This window comes from Hyphomonas sp. ske169 (genome assembly GCF_056850855.1).
Window position 1 is genome coordinate 250,171 of the sequence record NZ_CP096146.1, and the last position, 21,231, is coordinate 271,401.

The window sequence follows — 21,231 nt, forward strand, 5'->3', positions numbered from 1 at the left end:
CTTGAGTTCTAGATTTCGTGTCAGTTCGATTTTGGCTTCAGACCAAAATCTTCGAGCATTACATTTCCGGCGACAGTGCCACCGGCGGAGATGCCGCCACCTGGATGGCAATGTGGCCCCGTCATGTAGAGCCCTTTGATAGGTGATCGATAATGGGCGTAACCCGGGAATGGGCGAAACGCGCCGAGCTGCGCCGCGATACGTTCGCCGCCATTTGTTGTGCCATCAACAAAGGACAGATTGGCGCGTTCAAGGCTTTCCTTGGTTTCGATATATTTGCCGAGAATGGTGTCATCATTGATGTTTGGCGCGTATTGCTGGAGCTTCTTCAGCAATACATTGTGCGCATAATCTTCCGCGATATCTTCCCACTTGCGACCGTCGGCCAGCCAGTTCGGCACATAGGTATCAAAGATCAGCGTGTGTTTGCCTTCCGGCGCCCGCGTCGGATCCAGCAGGGTCCAGCAAGCCGACCACAGGAAAGGATCTTGCGGCGGTTTGCCAAGCGAGATGTCGGCATATTGCTGCATCATTTGCGGCATGGAGTCGACGATACGGTGGAATGAGCATTGGCTCATATCCTCGCCATTCAAGAAGGCCGGAGGTTCGCTCAGGGCGAGATGCATCCGGCAAATTGTGACCTTGCCGAAGGAGAACCGTTTCACTGCATTGGAAAACTCCGGATCGAGCTTGTCTTCGCCACAAAGTTTTTGGAAGGTTTGTTTCGGGTCAAGAGACGAGACGACGGCGCGAGAGGCCATGATCGCCTCGCCATTATCGAGCTTTAGGCCGCGTGCCTCTTCATCCTCAATGATGATCTCTTCAACAGTCGCGCCAGTTATGACCCGGCCGCCGCAGGCTTCGATATACCGGACCATCGAATTTGGCAGCTCTTGGCTTCCGCCTTCTGGGATCGCCTGACCGTAGACATGAACGGCTGGGATCATGATATAGAAGGACTGCCCTGCCCCTTCCTGTTCCGGAAGGATCTGCGGCGCTAGCGCCCAGTTCAACATCACAGATTTTACGAACTCATTCTCAAAATTGAACTCGACCCAGGCGCGGGCACTGAGATTGAATTCCTGCAACCGCAATAAGCCTTCCTTGCTCGTTTCAAGCGCGCGCGTTGTTGTGGATGGCGCTGCTGGTGGAGAGAAAAAGGCTTTAACAAATCCGTCTTTCACGGCCGCGAAATGATCATAGACTTCGCGATATTTTTTCGCATCCGCCTCAGAATATTGCGCAATGCTTTCAACCGTTTTGTCGATATCCCGATAGATCACAATACCGGGTCCGCCGGCTTTGTCCGGGTGTCCCGTCATGTGGTCTGTAGAGGGAATGTATTTGAGACCATGCTTGACCAATTCAGGTTCGAGTAGGTCTTTAAAATCCTGATTGGCTTGGATCCATACATGCGATGATCCGAACAGGTCATGCTTGAAACCAGGCTCGGTGACCTCCCGCGTCACGGCACCGCCACCGACCCAAGGATTGCGTTCGACCAGGCAAACTTTCAGGCCGTACTTCGTCAACAAGGCCCCGCAGGAGAGAGCATTCACGCCGGCGCCGGCAATTACGACATCATAACGACTCATCTGGTTGTTCTTTGCATCCCTAAACAATGGTTAGAATGGGAGCGATGTCCGGCTGACCGGATAATCAGAACCTCCCCTAATCTTGTTATCTGGCGCCGCGAGCCCCAACAAATGACAAGTCTTGATGGTTCACATTACTCCCGCTCATGGTCGTGTTTGGCGACATTTCCCGCCGCCATCACGAATGTGATGTCCTTTAGAGCCTCAATATCTTCGAGCGGATTCGTATCCATCGCGATGATATCGGCATATTTGCCCGCCTCGATGGTCCCGAGTTCATCTTCCTTTTTCAGCAACTCGGCGTTCACAACAGTTGCGGCTCGTAGGGCTTCAGCCTCGGTCATTCCGATCTTCACATACCAGATGAGTTCATTGGCATTCTCCCCATGGGGCACAACGCCTGCGTCGCTGCCTGCCGCGATTTGGACACCCGCTTCATGGGCGGCTGCGACGCGTTTTGGATGCTCGGCCATGAATCCCTCCATGACAGGCTTCATATCGTCTCCGGCGGTCTCATAGTCGCGGATGATATTGTCTTGAACGGCAAGCGTTGGAACATAATAAGCCGAGTTCTCAATCCACAACCGACGCGACTCTTCATTATTGTATGACCCATGCTCCACTGAGCGCGCACCAGCTTTGATCGCTTTATTGATGCCGTCGGTCCCATGAGCGTGGGCAGCGACGGGAATTTGAAATGAGGCGGCGGTGTCGATGACCGTTTGCAGTTCGTCTTCCAAAAAGACAGCAGGCGCAAATTCTCGCCCGCATGGCTTTGATCCGCTACAGGTTGTGTAAACCTTGATCCAGTCAGCCCCCATATCGATCTGCCGCCGAACCGCTTTGCGGCACGAGGTGACATCATAGCAGGCACCAGAACCCATGCTGCTGAACGTGCCGATCTCGATCGTGTGGCCCGCTGAGAATATCCGCGGCCCGATCACATCGCCAGCCTTCACCGCATCTCGCATCGCAAACACGGCCCAATCATAGCTGCCAACGTTACGAATCGTCGTGAACCCAGCCTCTAGAGTCTTAGCCGCATTCGCTTGGACATCGAGCAGTCGGTAAGTATCTTTGCCGCGCTCTGATGGCCGGTCCTGGCCAAACTCACCGCCAAGACCAAGGTGCACATGCGCGTCCATAAGCCCGGGCATCACGTAAGACGATTTAAGGTCAATCACCTTGGCATCATTTGCATCGGGAAGATCTGAGGCGGACTTATACCCGGATGCAATTCGATCAATCCTGTCATTTTTGACGATAATTGTCTGGCGCGACTTAGGCGACTTCCCAGGCTCGGCAATCAATGTCCCGGCATGAATAATCGTCCACTCGTCCGGTTCGACCTCTGTCTCATCAGGCGAGGCGATCGCCGCACATGATAGCGCAATCAACATCAGCGGTAGGCTACAAATCGTTCTCAAGTTCATGACACTTTACCTTTGGTCTAGGCCCTTAATCTGGGCCTTTAGTCTGGGAGTTCAGATGGGAAGGTCGGATATTGGCGGGGCGCCAGCGATTCCAGCTGGTGCAATAGATCCTCAACTGCATATTCCAATTGCTGATCTCGCCCCTTCATCAGTTCGCCTGGGTCGTTTTCAAGGAACACATCTGGGACAACCCCATGCGTTCCAGCCCATTCCCCGTCGGGGGTGTAGACACGCTGCGGCGGCGCTGCGACCCGCCCACCACTGACAAAAGGCACACTCATCGCTGGGCCGATCAATCCGCCCCAAGTGCGCGTGCCAATCAGTTTCCCGACCCCGGCCTGCTTAAACAATAATGGGAACCCATCACCGCCTGAATAGGACCAGCCATTTGTGAGCATCACTTTCGGTCCGCGATGGCTGAGTTCTGGCAAAGGATAATCCCGGCCGTTGCGGACGCTGAAATAGACGAGAGGGGGCCGATTCAAGAGTTCGACCAGGCGGTCCCCTAAGGCCCCACCGCTATTGAATCGCTCATCGATCACCAAGGCTTCTTTTGTATATTGAGCGCGATACTGGCGCATCAATTCGTCTTGGCCGTTGCGACTGGTGTCCGGAACGAAGATGTAGCCGATCCGACCATCCGAAGCGGCGTCAACGAATTGCCGATTAGCTTCGACCCAAGCGAGTTCGCGAAGCTTGTCGTCATTCTCAAGTGTCTCGACAACAACGGTGCGGGCATCCTGCATCCGCGGTGTCGCGCTTACCGTGAGCTCGACAGCCTTGCCAGATACCCCCTCAAACGCCCCCCAAGGGTCCTTCTCATCGGCCAACAGCGTGCCATTCACTGCGAGCAGATAGTCACCCTCATCAACATCAATTCCTGGCGCATGCAGCGGCGATCGCCATTCTGCAGATCGCGGACCTGCATCATAGATTTTGGATAGCCTGAACGCGCCATTCTGCCGTTCAAAATCGGCGCCGAGCAATCCGGTTTTATTGTAGGTGTAGCGCACACGCGGACTGCCAACCGCCCAGACATGTCCGGCAGACAATTCACCCGCTTGTTCGCGGATAACGAAGCTGAGATCAGACTCCGTGATAATATGCGGAACGAGCGCCAATGCGCGATCGCGCGCCCCGTTCCAATCGGCTTTGTGCAGACCATCATCATAGAAATAATCACGCTGGAACCGCCATGCATCCCATATGATTTGCTGCGCTTCAGCCTGCCTATCGTAAGGCGCAATGAAGTCTTTCACTGGCAGGGCCTGATTGAGTTTTTGATCCGCCGCCAATTTGACGCGGAAATACTCACCGCGCGCTTGAACCAGCGCCGTCCCGCTGGCGACATCCAACAAGCGGTCCACCCCTTCAGCGACGTTCGTGACGTTTCCGCCGTCAGGATTCACCAATCCAAGCATGGATTTTCCGCTCAAATCTCCTGCATTTGCACGTTGGTGAACAATCAGATTTCCATTGTCGAAGAATAAGGCGGTGTAGGCGCCAGAAGGCGCATCAAGCAAAACGATCCGCGCTTCCAGATCATCAAGATCAATTTGAATATCAGTCTGCGGATCCACCGCCTCAGTGCCCCCTGGGGCGGGCAAACCTTTTCGCAATGGCATGGCCGCGAGGACGGTCGAGTTTGCGTATGCCCAAGTGAAATCGATATCCGAATAGATAGGGTTCAGCCGTCGTTGCGTCAGGAAATAGAGGTAGTTTCCATCTTCGCTGAAAACCGGATGGGCATCATTGTAATAGCCAGACGTCAAAGCGTGCTTGGCTTTTTCCGAAGTGTTGTACGCAAAAATAACCTGATTGCGGTTTTCGGTTCCTCGGGACCAAGTCAGCCAAAGGCTATCCGGTGACCAATTCACCGAGAAGGCTTCCATGCCGAAATGATCATTCCAGAGGCCTTGGTCGATCTCGGTCATCGCCCCGGACACAACCTCAATAATGTAGAGCTTCTGGCGACTATCCGATATCGCGATCTTGCTCCCATCGGGCGACCAAAACGGGCGGTACAATAACCCAGAATCGAAATGTGTGAGCTGTCGGACGGTATTGCTGCTCAAGTCTCGGACGTGAAGCTGATACTCGCCGGAAGCGTCGCTCACATATGCGATCGATTTCTGGTCGGGCGAATAGCTCGCATAACGATCAGCGATACCGCTATTGGGCGCGTGGAGACGCGTCACTTTGCTTTCGCTTTTATAGGAAACCAGTTCCCCGCGCGCGGAAAACAATGCAATTTGCCCGTCCGGAGATAGGTCTGTTGAGAGAATTCGGTCGCCGATATTCCGTTTTAGATCGCTCAAAATAAGATGATCGGCGACCGCGCTAATATTGACCTTCGTCGACGCACGAGACGTCAAATCAAGCAAATAGAGGTCGGCATCATACTCATAGACGATGGCGCCTGGTCCCGCCGATGGCCGCGTGACATCATCTTCTGTCATGTGCGTGACTGGACGTGCGGCCGGTTCGCCGGACGGGTCTATGGTCCAAATATTTGAGCGCTGGCTATCTCGTTCAGACAGAAAGAAAATCCCTTGATCGGTCCACATAGGCGCGGAGTCTGAATACTCATTATCCGTCAGTCGACTCGATGATTTCGTCGCAAAATCATACCGCCAAATATCGGGTGCACGCCCGCCTTTATAGCGCTTAAACGTCTCTCGATTTAGATCCGGCTGGTTCTGAAAATCCTTGAGATATGAGTAGAGAATTGAGGTTCCATCGGGAGAGAAAACCGCCATTTCGCCATATGGCATTGGCAATTGTTCTGGCATCCCGCCGGAACGTTCAATCACAAACAGCTGATTGTAGCGCTTACGCTCGCTGTTCATGTCGCTCGCGTAAAGAATGCGAGACCCGTCCGGATGCCAATCGATCATTTTGTCATATGCAGGATGTCGGGTCACACGTTGGGGCACCCCGCCCGTCACAGGCAGCACATAGATATCTTCATTGCCGTCAGCATAAGGCGCCGTGAACGCAACGAACTTGCCATCTGGCGAGAATTTCGGATGCGTTTCAACGCCCTTTGCAGACGTCAGTCGCGTCGCTTGCCCGCCAGCCCGGTCGACCAACCATAAATCATCTGCGTAAGAAAATACGATTTGGGTCTGCGACACATCCGGATGCCTTAACAGCCGGGTTTGTTCTGCCGTTTGAGCGGCACTTGCCATCATGGACAAACTCGCAACCCATAACAAACCCAAGATGTAAGTCTTCACAGTCATTTCGTGTTCCCAGAATTTCAGAATAAAAAAAGGCGCCCCGGCGGAGGAATGTGCCAGGGCGCTTTAGTCAGCGGAGGTTAGGCCATTTCAACTATTGGCCGAACTCTTTAGTGAGGCGGATGGAGAACCGTCGTGGATTGTAATCCAAGGTGGTTCCGCCCCAACTAAAGCCATCTACGCCTGTGAAATACTCTTCTTCGAAGAGGTTTTCGACAGATGCGATAACTCGAATGCCGTCCCATTCCTGACCAACACGGAAGTTCACAACATCAAAGCTAGGAACCTCTTGCGGGAATGTATTGCCGGCGGCTTGTACGATGCCAACCGCACCTTTTGAGCGATATGACCATTCACCTCGAACGAAGGCCTCGCCGCCCCAGAATGGGAAGTCATATTGCGCATTTGCAGAGGCCGTCCATTTCGGCGCTTGCCCGAGACGCTCGCCAGACAAATCCTGATCTGTCCCGCGAAGGTTTGCGATGAACTCTTCAAACTTTGCGTCGACATATCCTGCGGCCGCCGAAATGGTTAGCTGATCCGTTGGACGTGCAGTGACTGAGAATTCTGCGCCCTTAGACGTCGCTTTGTCTGCGTTGAACGTATTGTCGACAGGCGTGATGGTACAATCGGTTCCGGTGAACTCATCAATCGGGATCAACTCAGTTCCGACACGGCAGAATGATTGACGTGTTTCAACCTGAAGATCTTGCCAATCCATGTAGAACACAGCGCCTTGCACGAGGACTGTCCGGTCAGCGAGATAGACATTACCGCCAATCTCATAGTTCCACAGTGTTTCCTTGTCGAAGACACTGACATTGGAGAAACCAGAATCTGGGTTCGCGCGAGCACCGGCTGGCTTGTAGCCTTTCGCGATCGACGCATAGGCCGACACATCGTTGTTCGGTTGCCAGTTCAAAGCCAGGCGCGGAGAGATATCCTCGGAACTGTTCTCACCCGCGGTGCCGAGCGTTTGAGAGCTCCGGCCACCCGATGTGAAGACCGTGCCATCGCCAGCCACTTGCACGGGCACGTTCAGCACTTGATCCGGACGCAACTCGCACCCTGGCGCGCGAGCATCACCCAATGGAATGCGCGGACAGGCAGCAAAGACGTTTGACCATTCATTATCATCATTGTCTTCAGAGTAGCGGAGACCTGCTATGACAGATAACTCGCTCGTCAGGTCATACTCAATGTTGCCGAAGATGGCCCAGCCGTCACGCTCCTGAAGGATCATGTTTTCGTTGGCATAGTCCGTTCGAAGCCATGGCCCGATCAGGTCTTTGATGATGATCTTATTTTCTGCTTGCGCGCTCTCATCGTAGAAGAAGCCGCCAACGGTCCAATCAAGGCGCCCTGGATTAGATGGCCCTAAGCGAAACTCTTGGCTGAACGCTTCTGTTTCGAAGGCTCCAGCACGGTCGACACTATCTAACCCTGATTTATCCAAATCGACGAGTTGATCTGTTTCACTGTCCGAATAGCCGGTCACAGAAACCAGGGTCACATCGCCAAAATCATGCTCGACGCGAGCAGTGAGAATGCTCGCAGTGTTGTCTGTGAATTCTGCCGTGTTCTGGAAAATGAAATCATCATTGTCTGATATGCTCGAAAGTGAGACGCCATCCGGCAATGTGATGTCACCGCTATTTACGCGATCGGAAAATTCGCCGCGGAAATCATAGCAACCAATTTGGCCGACAACATTTGGGTCGAAGGGGTTGAACCCGAAAGTTGGATTGATGCAGGTCGCCAGTTTTGGCGTGTAATCCTGATTGTCCGTGATCCGATTGATAGACAGATCTACTGTCGTTGCATCCGAAGGCTGCCAGCGCAATTGGCCGCGCATCGCCAAATAATCATTACCGGTATCACCCCCTGTAGGGTGACGGTTTTCCAGCGGACCATCAGTTGTCGTTGCTTGAACCGTCAGACGACCGGAAAGCGTGTCGGTGATCCCGCCATTGACGACACCAGCAAGCTCAAACGTGTTGAAGCTGCCCATACCGGCATCAATTCGGCCATAGAAATCTTGCTCAGGCTTTTTGGTCCGAATATTGATCGCACCACCTTCTGAGTTCCGTCCGAAAAATACGCCTTGCGGTCCACGCAGAACTTCGATGCTTTCAACATCATATGTCGGCGGGTTGGCTTGACCGCTTGAAAGTTGTGCCAGGCCTAACTCATCGAAATACGTCGCGAAGGCGCTGATGCTATTGACCTTTTCGCCGCCACGAACATCAGAAACACCGCGAATAGCAATGACGATCTCGCGCGCGCCATTCCGGCCTGATTTCGAGAAGGTTACGTTCGGGGTTTGCAGCAAATAATCGTCAGCTTCTTGAACGTTAGCCGTGTCGATCAAGTCGTCCGTAAACACGCTGGCACTGATCGGAACTTCCAAAATGGTTTGTTCTTTTCTTTGCCCGTGAACGGTTACGACATCTAGCTGTCGCTCATTCTCGGCGGAGGCTTCCGCATCCGCGTCCGCTTCCTGGGCGAGTGACATTGAACTCAAGCTGGTCGCAACAGCAAATGACGACGCGACGATCAGCAGCTTATTCCGCAAGTCTGATTTCATTCGTACTTCCTCCCGATATACGATTTTTCTGCCCCCGAATAGCTGGGGTTATCGCGATGCTACGAGCAGGAAAGTCGCGCCACAAATCATAGTTTTTCATGCTGCGCATAACTCGATCTAATGGGAAATCGCGCACGATTAATCCGACTTTATTCGTTTATTAATCAGGGCTTTATGACAATATCGCCGAAACTGCGACACCAATAAATGTCGCCAGCGCATACCCCAATACACCACACATTATCGATGGTGTGACGAGCCGGCGCCATCCTTGCGTCGACGCAATAGCTGCGGTCACGGCAGGTCCCACCAAAGCGGCCCCGGATCCGGCAATGGCTTGCGCCAAATCGATCTTGAAAATTTTCGCAGCGGTGAGCACGACCAAGAAGTGAACGCCCATAATCAGTAAGCCATAAAAGAACAGGACAGGCGCATCGCTCAAGAATGTTGTGACATTGGTGCCAAGACCAATAGCGGCGAAGAACAGATACATCATAAACATGCCGAGCTGAAAATCGCCCTCGAACTCACCAACCACTTTAGGAAACAAATTTGCCAGCAGGAGCGTCACAGCCGTGATGATCAGAATTGAGAAATGCGGCATCCCTATCGCTTGGGCGGCGACTTCGGAAATCGCGCAGATCAAAAAGCTCAGCGCCAAGGCTCCGGAAATAGTTGGCAGTTTAAACTCGACCGTGAATGCCTTGTCGTCGCCAGCTTCCGTTTGCTCCTTGGCTTCATCGATAATTGCCGATGGAATGAAGCGCTTCACAAAGCTAAATGATGCGAATGCCATCAAGAACATCAGCATGATAATACTGACCCCGCTGGAGGCGCCAATCACGACCGTACTTTCTGCCGGCGTCATCTCGACCGCGCGACTAACACTGACAAGATTGACCGCTCCGCCGATCCACCCGCCGGTATACGCGCCTGCCGCTTTTGCACCGATATCACCGAGGTCGAGCAGCATTACGCCCGTGATGGCGCCAAGAATTGTGCCGATCGAGGCGATCGAGAAGGCCAGCAGAACGGGTCCCCCGTCTCGAAAAACGCGGCGAAGATCGGCTTTATAAAGCAAGAGTGGGATTGACGCTGGCACCAGATAAGCCCCGACAAAATCATATGTCGGAGATGAGAATGGAACCAAGCGCAAATTCGATAGCGCCATGGCCACGATCAGTACCCAAACGACGCCAGATGTTTTTTTGCCAAATTCGGTTTGATCGACCCAGAACCCAAACCAAGCGAGTCCGAGGACAAGCGTGGCCATGGCAAACACATTCCCTCCATCAAGCAGCGGAGCCTGAAAAATGTCGGCCATGAATATTCCTCCCAAATACGGACCCTTTTGAGTCTCTGTGTCTTCGCTTCTGTTAAATCACCAATTCCATAAAGTGCCATCCTCAAGACGGTTCACGGGTAGATAGGCTCTCTTATAAGGATATTTAGCGGCGAGCTCTTCGTCGATATCGACCCCGTGCCCCGGTGTTTCGCCTGGATAGAGGGACCCGTCTGCGAACGTATAGTTGCTCGGGAACACAGCATCGGTTTCCTCGGTATGGCGCATATATTCCTGCACACCAAAGTTCGGAATGGCGAGCCCAAGGTGCAGGCTTGCGCCCATACAAACCGGTGACAGATCGGTTGCGCCGTGACACCCTGATCGGACATTATAGAGGCTGGCAAAGTCGAAAATTCGCTTGAGATGCGTGATCCCGCCCGCATGCACCACCGTGGTTCGGATATAGTCGATCAGCTGGTTTTCGATCAGGTCTTTGCAATCCCAAATCGTGTTGAACACTTCACCGACGGCAAGCGGCGTTGTCGTGTGCTGGCGAATAAGGCGGAAATTGTCCTGGTTTTCGGCCGGCACCGCATCTTCCATCCAGAACAGCCGATAAGGCTCTAGTGACTTTCCTAGTCGAGCCGCTTCGATCGGCGTGAGCCGGTGATGCACATCGTGTAAGAAGTGCGGCTCATAGCCAAACGTCTCTCGCAGCGTTTCGAACAGCTTCGGTGCGTGATCGAGATATTTGGGCGTAGACCAGACAGCTTCGCTCGGCAGGTCAGCGTCGGCTGGCTCGTAATACATTTTGTCCTTCGACACGCCATAGACCGTGTCCAAGCCAGGCACGCCAGTTTGCGCCCTGATCGCCTTATACCCAAGCTCGATATATTTCGCGACTTCCGCGGTGGTCTCTTCGATCGTCGTGCCATTGGCGTGGCCATAGACCATCACGCCAGATCGGCTTCTGCCGCCGAGCAATTGATAGAGCGGCATGCCCGCCGCCTTCGCCTTGATGTCCCAAAGGGCGGTATCGACAGCGGAAATGGCCGACATGGTTACCGGGCCGCGTCGCCAATAAGCACCGCGATACAGGAATTGCCAAATGTCTTCAATCTGACCGGCATCCCGCCCAATCAGACATGGCACAACATGCTCCTGCAAATAGGCAACAACGGCAAGTTCACGTCCGTTGAGCGTCGCATCACCAATCCCATAGAGGCCTTGATCGGTTTCAATCTTGAGGGTGACGAAGTTCCGACCTGGGCAGGTGACAATAACCTTGGCGTTGGTGATTTTCATTAGGAGCCTTGCCTCATGCTGCCTTCGTTCTGTTCATTTCCAAAAGGCAGACATTGGGGCTGCGGGCTTTCGGAGCTTGGTGGATCCAGACGTGGTCGTCTGAACACACTTCGAATTTAAAAAAGAATCCAGCCCTCAAAGCAATTGATTGTCCGTCATCTCACTCATAAGGTGGGCTTATGCGAACGGCACAAAATCCATCTAAAAACAACCGGAAAGCCTGATTGAAATGAAGCAGCGAATGCCGCCTCTGATAGCGTTGAGAGTGTTTGAAGCCGTCGCGCGCAATTTATCTTTCACTAAGGCGGCAGAGGAACTACACGTCACGCAAGCGGCGGTCAGCCACCAAGTCCGCAAACTCGAAGAATGGCTTCAAGTCACGCTGTTCTTACGAATGAACAGGTCGATCAAACTGACCAAAGAGGGCGAAGCCTATGCCCAGCCGCTAACCGAAGCGTTCAAGATCATCGCCGATGCCACAGGCCATGTTCTCGGCGAAGACGCATCCAAGTCTCTCAATATCGCAACCTATGACTCGATCGCCACCAAATGGCTCGCACCGCGGATTAAGGCCTATCAGGCGAGCGTGCCTGACATTCCGATGACTTTGTTTACCCACAGCGCTTTCTCCGATTTTAAGAGCGACGAAATCGACGTGGAAATTCGGTATGGTGATGGCAATTGGCCTGACCTGAGTGTCGAGAAGATTGCAGATGAATTTATCTTCCCGGTTTGCAGCCCCACTCTTTTGGACGCGGACAGCGCTCTTTCTGACGTCAATGATGTCAAGAATTTCGAACTCATCCACGACCGCATGGTAATCGGATGGCCTAATTGGCTAGAGGAAGCGGGCGGCGATCCGGAAGGTGCCAAGAAGGGCATGCACTATAACCACTCGCATCTGGTATTTCAGTCCGCGATTGCCGGTCACGGGTTTGCGCTCGGCCGCAGTCTCCTGGTCGCCAATGATCTGGCGGAAAAGCGGTTGATTGCGCCGTTCCAGACCATGCTGAAATCGAACTTTTCCTATTACTTGGTTTGCCCGAAAGATCTGGCGGAGAAACCTTGGATAAGATCATTCTATGAGTGGCTGGCAGATCAAGCGGCTCAGACGTCTGACGTGTTCGAGGGGGCTGTTGCGAAAACGGCTTAAGACTCGAGGCTGGGATCTGGCATCACCCGTTGCATGATTGATTTGTGCTCGAGAAAGGCCTCGACACCGTTCCAGCCATGCTCCCGCCCCCACCCTGATTGCTTGTAGCCGCCGATGGGCATCGACATGTCTGGGATGCCATGACAGTTCACCCAGACGATCCCAGCGCGCAAATCCCTTGTCGCGCGCTGAACCCGGGACGTGTTCTCGCTCCAAACACTGGCCGCAAGCCCATATTGGGTATCATTGGCGAGCGCCAGGGCTTCGGCCTCTGTTTCAAACCGAGTCACTGTCGCGACCGGGCCAAAGATCTCATCCGACCAGGCACATGATGTCCGATCGTGATCGATTAGTACGGTAGGTTGATAGAAATAGCCGTCGCCGTCGCCCAGTTTCCCGCCGGTCACCACTTCAACGCCCTGCGTCCGCGCGCGCTCGACATAATTGCTTACGGAATTCCTGTGAGGTTCGGAGATCAGTGGCCCAAGCGAGTTGTTTTCGTCCATGGTCGGGCCGATTGCCAAAGCGTCGGCGCGCCCGGCAATGCCTGCGACCACTTCATCAAATTTCGAGGCGTGCACAAGGATACGGGAGCCGGCGACGCAGACTTGTCCGGCATTCGAAAATATGCCCTCCGCGGCCCCATCAATTGCGGCGCCTATATCGGCATCATCGAAGATGAGCACGGGTGATTTACCACCAAGCTCCAGAGATAGCTTTTTCAAATTGCCCCTGGCCGCATCAATCAAAGCGCGCCCAGTACTGGTCGACCCCGTAAATGAGACTTTATCGACCCTCTTGTCTTCACAAATCTGAGCCCCGACAGAGCGGCCATCGCCCAAGACAATATTGACGACACCCGCTGGAATGCCAGCCTCGCCCAAAAGCTCGCCCAATCGCAAGGCTGACAGGACCGTGTTCTCTGATGGCTTCAAAACCACCGAGCAACCCGCTGCGAGCGCCGGTGCAAGTTTCCAAGCGGACATGACCAGACTGCCATTCCAGGGTGTGATCAAACCCGCCACTCCAATCGGCTCCAGGCGCGTCGTGCCTTCCAAATCCAGTCCGGGGATTGATGGCTTAAACGTCTTACCTTCGATCTTCGTGCACCAACCGGCATGATACCGAAACGCCTCTGCAGCAGCCCAGACTTCTCCGTGCAGAGCCGCGCCAATCAGTTTGCCGCCTTCAACTGCCTCGAGCTCACCGAGCAATTGGCGGTTTTCTTCGATCAACTCCGCAACCCGCCAGAGCACCTGCGCGCGCTGAGCTGGGGACTCATTGCGCCAAATCCCTGTATCAAAGGAATGACGGGCGGCGCTGATGGCAGCATCGGTTTCAGCTTCCGTTGCTGATGCAAATTCAGACAAAAGCTCGCCTGTTGACGGGTCTGAGATGTGAAACTCAGCCGTTGCCATCGGGGTGATCGACTTTCCTCCGATCTGAAACCGATGAGGGCCTTGAATATAGCTTTTCGTGCGCGCCTGGACGAAATCTAACTGGCTGTGTTTCACCATCACTCTTCGCTTCAGGCCTCCATAAATGCCGTCAGGGCATTCAGGACAGCTTCGTTTTCATGGTCAAGCCCAACCGTAATACGCAGGCTCCCAGACGGCCCACCAGCATTGACTGGGCGCGGAATGATGCCAGCCGCCATTAAGTGCTGATACGCCTTTTGCGCCGTGTGCGGACCTTCATCCGGGAAACGGATGAGGTAGAAGTTTGCCACGGTTGGAAAAACCTCCAGCCCGATCTGTTCGAGATGGCTGCGAATCCGTTTCAGCCAAACCGAATTGTGCTCCCTCACCCGGGCGGCATGATCGACATCGCGAACGGCCGCTTCCGCCGCCGCGAGCGCCGCTATATTGGCATTGAACGGCGTGCGAATGCGCTGCATCGGCTCGATCACCGACGAGTCGCCATACATCCAACCAATGCGCAGACCCGCGAGGCCATAGAGCTTTGAAAACGTCCGAGTCACGACGACATTGCGATGCTTCGAAACGTATTCAAACCCGTGAGTGAAGTCCGGCTCGGTCACAAAATCCGCATAAGCGCCGTCATAGACAATAATCACATGTGGCGGCACCGCAGCTACGAGGCGATCAAATTCCGGTTTCCGCAAATAGTCCCCGATCGGATTGTTTGGGGAGGCGAGGACGATCATACGGGTCGACGAGGTCACCCGGCTCAGAATCTCATCCACATCTGTGCGGTGATTGGGTTCCGGTGCGTCGACGATTTTAGCGCCCTGTACCGTGGCATGGATGCGCGCCATCACGAAGGCATGTTCACTCACAATGACTTCATCGCCAGGCGCGACGAACGCCCGGATCAGCAGGGATTGAACCTCTTCTGATCCATTGCCGCAGATGATTTGCTCTGGATTGAGATCGAATACGTCACCTAACGCCTCTCGCAACTCCGTTTGCGCGCCATTCGGATACCGAAACAGGCTCTCGCCAACTTTGCGATACGCTTCAAGCGCGCGTGGAGACGCACCAAGCGGCGATTCATTTGATGACACTTTGATCGGATCAGAATGCCCTGCTGCTTCCGATTTGCCCTGCTTATAGGGCGCAAGAGAGCGCACTGGTTCGTTCGGGAGGAGTTCGGCCAGCGCCGCGTCTGCTTCGTGTTTGTTGATGCTCATTCGCCCTACCCTAAATCGCGTGACGCGCTTTCACACCACGAACGCGATCCCGCAAGATGAACGGCCAAGGCGAGCTCATCTCATCAACTTGAACTTCAATGAGACTTGGCCCGCCCAATGCGAGCGCTTTTTGCAGCACGGGTTTCAAAGACTCTGGAGAATTTGCCTTGAAACTCTCCATTCCGAACGCTGTCGCCATCTCGGCGAATTTCGGATTCTGTAGGTCGGAGCCGATATATCGCCCGTCATACCATTCCGTCTGATGCCGTTTCACGTTTCCGAAGCGGCCATTATTGAACACGATGACCGGCATATCGATGCCATATTGAACCGCGGTCGCCAGTTCCTGCACATTGAACATGAAGCCGCCATCACCAGCGATCGCCACAACCGGCTTGTCGGGGTTCGCGACCTTCACGCCAAGCGCGGTCGCATAGCCATAGCCGAGCGTGCCTTGATAGCCGCAGGTTATGAGAGAGCGCGGATTGTAAACTGGAAACCCGTTCCATGAGGCAAAGCCGACTTGCGTGATTTCATCGACAAGAATGCCATTCTCCGGAAGCACGTCACGGATCACCTGCAAATACGACATTTGCGGCTGAACCGACGAGAGCAGCTGGGCCACACGCGCTTTGAGGGCAAACAATTCCTCTTCTCTAGAGGCGCGCTTGCCAGCCGTTTTGGAGAGCTCATCGGCCAATGCTCCGGCAATTGTTTTCGCGTCGCCGCAAATACCGAGATCGGCTCTGACAATACGATTGATCTCGGTCGGGTCCCAATCAATCCGGATCAATGTCATGTCATCATCGATCCCCCATTCCTGCAAATAGGGCTGCATTCTGGAGCCGATACCGATGACACAATCAGTGTCCTTCCAAAGCTCATACCCGGCAGCAAAATTCTGTCCGAGATAATGAGCGTCGCTGACCACACCCCGGCCATTGCGGAAGGACACGACCGGCGCCTGAGCAATCTCTGCCAGGTGCAAGATTTCTTCACTCGCATGCTGAGCGCCGCCACCGACCACGATCATCGGCTTCTTCGCAGCGGCCAAAGCTTTCGCGACCTGCTTCACGAGATCTTCGTCAAATACCCGAGCGTCGGCTTCGTCATAGACGCGTCCGATTTCAACCCGAGTTGTTTGCGCCATGATGTCCGGCGGCATCTCAAGCGCCACCGGGCGCGGCCGCCCCGACTTCAACTCGCGAAACGCGTCATGAACCTTTTGAGCGACTTCGTTCGGATGAGAAATGCGCTCTGACCATTTCGTCATTGAGCGCAATGTTGCGAGCTGATCTGGGAGCTCATGCAGCTCACCGACGCCTTTGCCAATCGCGTGAGATGGAATCTGCCCCGTCACACACAGTACTGGCGAGCTATTGGCATAGGCTGAGCACATCGCGCCCGCGGTGTTCAGCACACCCGGTCCCGGGACCACGGTGTACACACCAACTTTTCCCGTAGATTTCGCATAGCCGAACGCCATATAGGCGGCGCCTTGCTCATGGCGCGACCCGACATAGCGAATTTTGTCACCCGCCCGCTGCATGGCGTCAAAGAAATCATTTAGTTGACCGCCTGGCAGCCCAAAAACGGTATCGACGCCATTCGCCTGCAGACTTTGCAACAAAGCATCAGCGCCTTTCTCGCGGCGCGTATTGTTCTGCGTGTCTTTGCTTGCATTCTTTCGCACAGCATCAAGCATTTACATTGCTCACTTTCAATCAAACCCTTTATTGGATCCTCGTCTCCTAAGATCCTCCCCAGACAGGCTCCTCAATATCCTTTCAAAACTCAAATCGAATAATCTCATGGTTCTGATTATCGAAGCTAATTGGAGCCTTCGGCACCACCGGAACCCAACCACCACTCGATTTGAGCGGCTGATTTGAGAAGGTTGTCTCGCTGCGTGTCATCGCCAGCAAACAAACTAGATTGGACCTGCTCAGCGACACCTCCAACCGGCCAACGAAATTGCTCACTGCTTGACTTTGAAATCGCGATCAGTCGTCGAGCCACCTCGTCGGGGTCTCCGCCGCGCTTCGCATTCTGCGCTAAGTTTTGGCGAAGCCTCTGATTGAATTCGGCATATGGATCGACATCACCAGGCATCGCCTCTAGTCCCCGCGAAATGAGATCCGTGCGAAAGCCTGCAGGCTCGATTAACGCGAGTTTTATGCCCCAGCGCGCAACTTCGTGACGAATTGCTTCGGTGAATCCCTCCAGCGCAAACTTGCTCGCGGCATAGATTGAATCTCCCGCAAGACCAGCCCAACCCGAAACCGAACTCATCATCATGATCAATCCGCGAGATTGTGCCCGCATCGTCGGGAGCACTTGGCGAGTCACGTTCAGAACGCCGAAGAAATTCGTCTCCATAACCGCCCGAATATCGGCATCTGTGAGGCTCTCAAACGCTCCGGCCTGCAGAGTCCCGGCATTATTCACGACGATATCGAGTACGCGCTCATGCGACGTAATGTGGTCGATTGCGGCTTTGATCGTCGCAGGCTTCGTTACATCAAGCTCGATAGGGATGATGTTCCCATCATGGCGTTTCGCAGCGTCTCGGAGTTCACTGGCGCGATCGATATCCCGCACAGATGCATAGACTTTGTCGCCATTCTCAGCGAAGGCAATGGCGCTCGCCAAGCCGATTCCCCGCGAGCATCCGGTGATCAAAACAATCCGACGGGTACGCTTCTGCGTCACACCAGATCTCTGTCTTTGGTTTCGGGCAAGAACAGTACGGCGATTATCAGCGCAGTCAGCGTGATAACGAATGGGTACCACAGTCCTGACATCGTATTCCCGGTTTGCGCGATGATCGTGAACGCAATGGCTGGCATGAAGCCGCCAAACCAACCCAGACCAACATGATAGGGAAATGACAGTGCGGTATACCGAATACGCGCCGGAAAGAGTTCTGCTAGAGCCGCCGCTTGGGGACCTGAGATGGCGGCGATACAGACCACGAACAACATGATGATGCCGACGATTTGAAGGTAATTGACCTCATCATTATCGGCCGTTTCCGGATAACCTGCGATCGCCAGCGCGGCCTGCAACTCGGTCTCGAGCTCATCTGAATCGATGTGCTGGCGGGCAAGGTCGATGCGTCTTACTTCACCCACACGCAGCTCAGACGCATCTGTCGGGGAATCCAGTTTCAGCGTGTAATTGACACCGAGACCTGAAAGCGCGCGGCGAGCGACATCACACGGCTTGGAGTATTCCCGCAAATTAAGGGGATCGAACTGCAAGGAACACGTTCCACGTGCCGCGTGAATGCTAATAGGGTGCGACTGCTCAGCTTGAACCAATGCTGGATTTGCCGCGTTCGAGAGTGCTGAGAATGCAGGAAAATAGGCGATCACCATCACCGCCATACCGGTCAGCATCACTGGCTTGCGACCGATCCGGTCTGACAGGGCGCCGAAAACCACGAATAGCGGCGCGCTCAGCGCCACTGACGCGACGATCAAGCCATTGACCACGTCCGGTGATACCTTCGAAATTCGCTCCAAATAATACTGTACAAAGAACTGGCCAGCGTAAAACATCACGCCCGTCGCCATGACCAGGCCGAACAAAGCCAGCAGGATAATCTTCAGATTACGCCACTCTAAGAAAGACTCCCGCACCGGGTGTTCGGACACGCCGCCCTCTTCCTGAATTTTCTCAAAGACCGGACTTTCTGCCAGTTTTAGGCGCAGCCAAACTGTACCTATGAGCAGGAACACTGAGAGCAGGAATGGAATTCGCCACCCCCAGTCTTGGAAGGCCGCTTCACCCATGGAGCGCCGGACGATGAGGATGACGCTGAGGGCTGAAATCAGTCCGAGCGCGCCCGTGGTCTGAATCCAGCTTGTATTGAATCCGCGCCGCTCATGCGAGGAATGTTCAGCGACATAAATCACAGCCCCGCCATATTCGCCGCCCAGCGCAAACCCTTGCAGGAGCCGGCAGACCAAGAGCAGGATCGGCGCCGCGATGCCAACCTGTTCAAATGTCGGCAAAAGTCCAATGGCAACCGTCGCAACACCCATTAACGCAATCGCGATCAGGAACACCTGTTTACGACCAATACGGTCTCCAATCCGCCCGAACACGATGGCGCCGAGCGGCCGAGTGATAAAGCCCACCGCAAATGTCAGGAGCGTGAAGATAAAGGCGCTGGTTTCGTCTACGCCGCTAAAAAACTTCGCCGACAAGATCGTTGCAAGCGCGCCAAATAGAAAATAGTCGTACCCCTCGAACGCTGTCCCCGCTGTAGAAGCGGTAATGACCAGGGCCATGCGCCTTTTTTTGGTTTTCTGTTCCGCGCTCAACCCGCCATACTCCTCAATTAGGAGAAGTTTTCCGTAGCGCCGATGATCGCTCAAATCGTTTGTCGTTATGGGAGGCATTACCAGCTCTAATGCGTTCGCGGTTGTTCGATACTGGAACCGCTAGAATGGGCCGAGTTTGATGAGATTAAAGCGCCCAGACGAGTGACTTCCCGAAAGCAAAAGTATACGGCCTTTGGTGGAGGCTCTCATGCGCGATATTATTCTACCGGCAATCCTGTTTGCCTTGGCATCATGTGCCCCGATCGAGGACGGCGAGATGGCGAAACATGTGACAGATGGCGAAAAAGAATTAATCGTATTGGCGGCTCCGCCGGATGGAGATGAATATTATGCGGCGGTGCGCCGGGATATTTACGACTTCCACATTTCCTATGCCCGTCAGATCGCGGGCCGCGATCATGTTCTTATCCTGTCCGGGTCGCAAGATTATCAGGCCTATGTCGACGACCTTGGCGCCGACAAAGTCGTGAATGTGGAAATGCTAGACATTTGGATGCGAGACTTCAGCCCCCTAAATGCCATCAATCCAGTGATGTTCCGATATACAGCTGCAGGACAAGGCGGTGGCCGCAAAGGTCAATCCGAAGCCGATTATGTCCAAGATGCTTTGGCCGAACTTATTGAAGCTGCCGGTGGCGTCGTTCCGGAGAGTGACCTGCTGAATGATGGCGGAAATTTCGTTGATGATTATGCTGGTAATGCAGTCGTCAGCCGAAAGTTTTTGCGCGACAACAAACTCAGCGAAGCTGAGGCCCGCAAACGCATTAGAACAGCCACAGGCGTCAAACAGATCGCTTTTATCGAGGCTGATGAACAAGGCGGGCTGGAGCATGCAGACGGCGTCGTGGCCTTTGTTGGCGACAACACACTGGTGATAAATTCCTATCCGGAAGATCCCGATTACACGGCGGATCTCAAAGCCGATCTAGAAGCGGGATTACCGGGCGTCGTGCTGCATGAAATCGTCACGCCTTATGATGGCAGTCAGATCTATGACCAACGTTTTGGCTCGGCCTGTGGCCTCTACACCAATATGCTTGTGACCCCGTCGCGGATCTATCTTCCCCAGTTTGGTATCCCAGAAGACACCGAGGCGCTGGCCAGCGTTAGAAGCTGGACGGACCGTGAAGTCGTTCCAGTACAATCGAGCCAAGTGTGCAAAATGGGCGGCGGCGTTAGATGCATGTCGTGGCAAACACGCGGCGAACTCGCGCACACCATACTGGCCAATATTTTCGATTGAAAACCGCTGAGACGGCTGTTTCGACACAGTCTCAGCCAGGTTCTGAAACAATTGAAACAAAACTCTGAGCTTGGCGACGTTCAGCAGAAACATTGATCTTCTAAATTCATCTCATCGGCGCTGTTGCCGTGAACATGAATATGGAGAAACCCAATGTTGAACCAAGTCCAAACTGATTATTCGCCGATCCCAGTCATTGAGATCACACCAACGCATCTGCGCCCTGTTCAGCCGAACGAAGTCATTGCGCCAATCGTTGAGCCCGCCAAAGAGGAAACGCAGCGTCCAGGCATCTTGGTGAGCCGTCGCCGCCGCCGCGCCCGCCTCGCTGGTCGCCACTAATCTGCAATGCTTGTTTTGCTATGTCGCAACATGTTCATGCA

The 21,231-nt window shown here is 54.0% G+C and carries 14 protein-coding genes; 3 read left to right on the forward strand and 11 right to left on the reverse strand.

Annotated elements, in window-relative coordinates; translation table 11 throughout:
- Nucleotides 1-20: 20 nt before the first annotated feature.
- The 6 genes from MY069_RS01325 to manD all read right to left on the reverse strand — a co-directional run bounded on the left by MY069_RS01325 (nt 21) and on the right by manD (nt 11,447).
- Nucleotides 21-1,595 carry a phytoene desaturase family protein gene (locus tag MY069_RS01325; RefSeq protein WP_482795275.1) on the reverse strand — a complete coding sequence of 525 codons (1,575 nt, stop codon included), beginning with the start codon at nt 1,593-1,595 and terminating at the stop codon, nt 21-23.
- 134 nt (nt 1,596-1,729) lie between these two features.
- Nucleotides 1,730-3,028 carry an amidohydrolase family protein gene (locus MY069_RS01330; protein ID WP_482795276.1) on the reverse strand — a complete coding sequence of 433 codons (1,299 nt, stop codon included), beginning with the start codon at nt 3,026-3,028 and terminating at the stop codon, nt 1,730-1,732.
- Nucleotides 3,029-3,066: 38 nt separating this feature from the next.
- Nucleotides 3,067-6,273: a S41 family peptidase gene (locus tag MY069_RS01335; protein WP_482795277.1), complete on the reverse strand. Its 3,207-nt coding sequence runs from the start codon at nt 6,271-6,273 to the stop codon at nt 3,067-3,069.
- Between the two features lie 91 nt (nt 6,274-6,364).
- On the reverse strand, nt 6,365-8,857 hold the full coding sequence (locus MY069_RS01340) for a TonB-dependent receptor (RefSeq protein ID WP_482795278.1): 2,493 nt from the start codon (nt 8,855-8,857) through the stop codon (nt 6,365-6,367).
- Between the two features lie 172 nt (nt 8,858-9,029).
- A complete protein-coding gene (locus tag MY069_RS01345; protein ID WP_482795279.1) occupies nt 9,030-10,181 on the reverse strand; it encodes a DUF819 family protein in 1,152 nt (383 codons plus the stop codon).
- Nucleotides 10,182-10,238: 57 nt separating this feature from the next.
- Complete coding sequence (gene manD / locus MY069_RS01350; RefSeq protein WP_482795280.1) at nt 10,239-11,447, reverse strand: D-mannonate dehydratase ManD; 1,209 nt, start codon at nt 11,445-11,447, stop codon at nt 10,239-10,241.
- Nucleotides 11,448-11,688: 241 nt separating this feature from the next.
- Here manD and gcvA point away from each other — a divergent pair, with 241 nt between their 5' ends.
- Nucleotides 11,689-12,600 (forward strand): transcriptional regulator GcvA, encoded by a 912-nt coding sequence (gcvA, locus tag MY069_RS01355; RefSeq protein ID WP_482795281.1) that lies wholly within the window; start codon nt 11,689-11,691, stop codon nt 12,598-12,600.
- Here the strand turns inward: gcvA and MY069_RS01360 are convergent.
- The 5 genes from MY069_RS01360 to MY069_RS01380 all read right to left on the reverse strand — a co-directional run bounded on the left by MY069_RS01360 (nt 12,597) and on the right by MY069_RS01380 (nt 19,551).
- Complete coding sequence (locus MY069_RS01360; RefSeq protein WP_482795282.1) at nt 12,597-14,117, reverse strand: aldehyde dehydrogenase family protein; 1,521 nt, start codon at nt 14,115-14,117, stop codon at nt 12,597-12,599. The genes gcvA and MY069_RS01360 overlap by 4 nt on opposite strands.
- A gap of 11 nt (nt 14,118-14,128) precedes the next feature.
- Nucleotides 14,129-15,253 carry a histidinol-phosphate transaminase gene (gene hisC / locus MY069_RS01365; RefSeq protein WP_482795283.1) on the reverse strand — a complete coding sequence of 375 codons (1,125 nt, stop codon included), beginning with the start codon at nt 15,251-15,253 and terminating at the stop codon, nt 14,129-14,131.
- A gap of 10 nt (nt 15,254-15,263) precedes the next feature.
- Nucleotides 15,264-16,958, reverse strand: a complete 1,695-nt coding sequence (locus MY069_RS01370; protein ID WP_482795284.1) for a thiamine pyrophosphate-dependent enzyme — start codon at nt 16,956-16,958, stop codon at nt 15,264-15,266.
- A gap of 125 nt (nt 16,959-17,083) precedes the next feature.
- Nucleotides 17,084-17,965 carry an SDR family oxidoreductase gene (locus tag MY069_RS01375; RefSeq protein ID WP_482795285.1) on the reverse strand — a complete coding sequence of 294 codons (882 nt, stop codon included), beginning with the start codon at nt 17,963-17,965 and terminating at the stop codon, nt 17,084-17,086.
- Nucleotides 17,962-19,551 (reverse strand): MFS transporter, encoded by a 1,590-nt coding sequence (locus MY069_RS01380; protein ID WP_482795286.1) that lies wholly within the window; start codon nt 19,549-19,551, stop codon nt 17,962-17,964. Before MY069_RS01380 ends, MY069_RS01375 begins: the two co-directional genes overlap by 4 nt.
- A 310-nt stretch (nt 19,552-19,861) precedes the next feature.
- On the opposite strand from MY069_RS01380, the gene MY069_RS01385 reads away from it, so the two are divergent.
- Together MY069_RS01385 and MY069_RS01390 are read left to right on the forward strand one after the other, a co-directional pair.
- Entirely contained in the window at nt 19,862-20,848 is a 987-nt protein-coding gene (locus MY069_RS01385) for an agmatine deiminase family protein (RefSeq protein ID WP_482796737.1), read from the forward strand.
- Between the two features lie 153 nt (nt 20,849-21,001).
- Nucleotides 21,002-21,190 (forward strand): hypothetical protein, encoded by a 189-nt coding sequence (locus MY069_RS01390; RefSeq protein ID WP_482795287.1) that lies wholly within the window; start codon nt 21,002-21,004, stop codon nt 21,188-21,190.
- Nucleotides 21,191-21,231 lie beyond the last annotated feature (41 nt).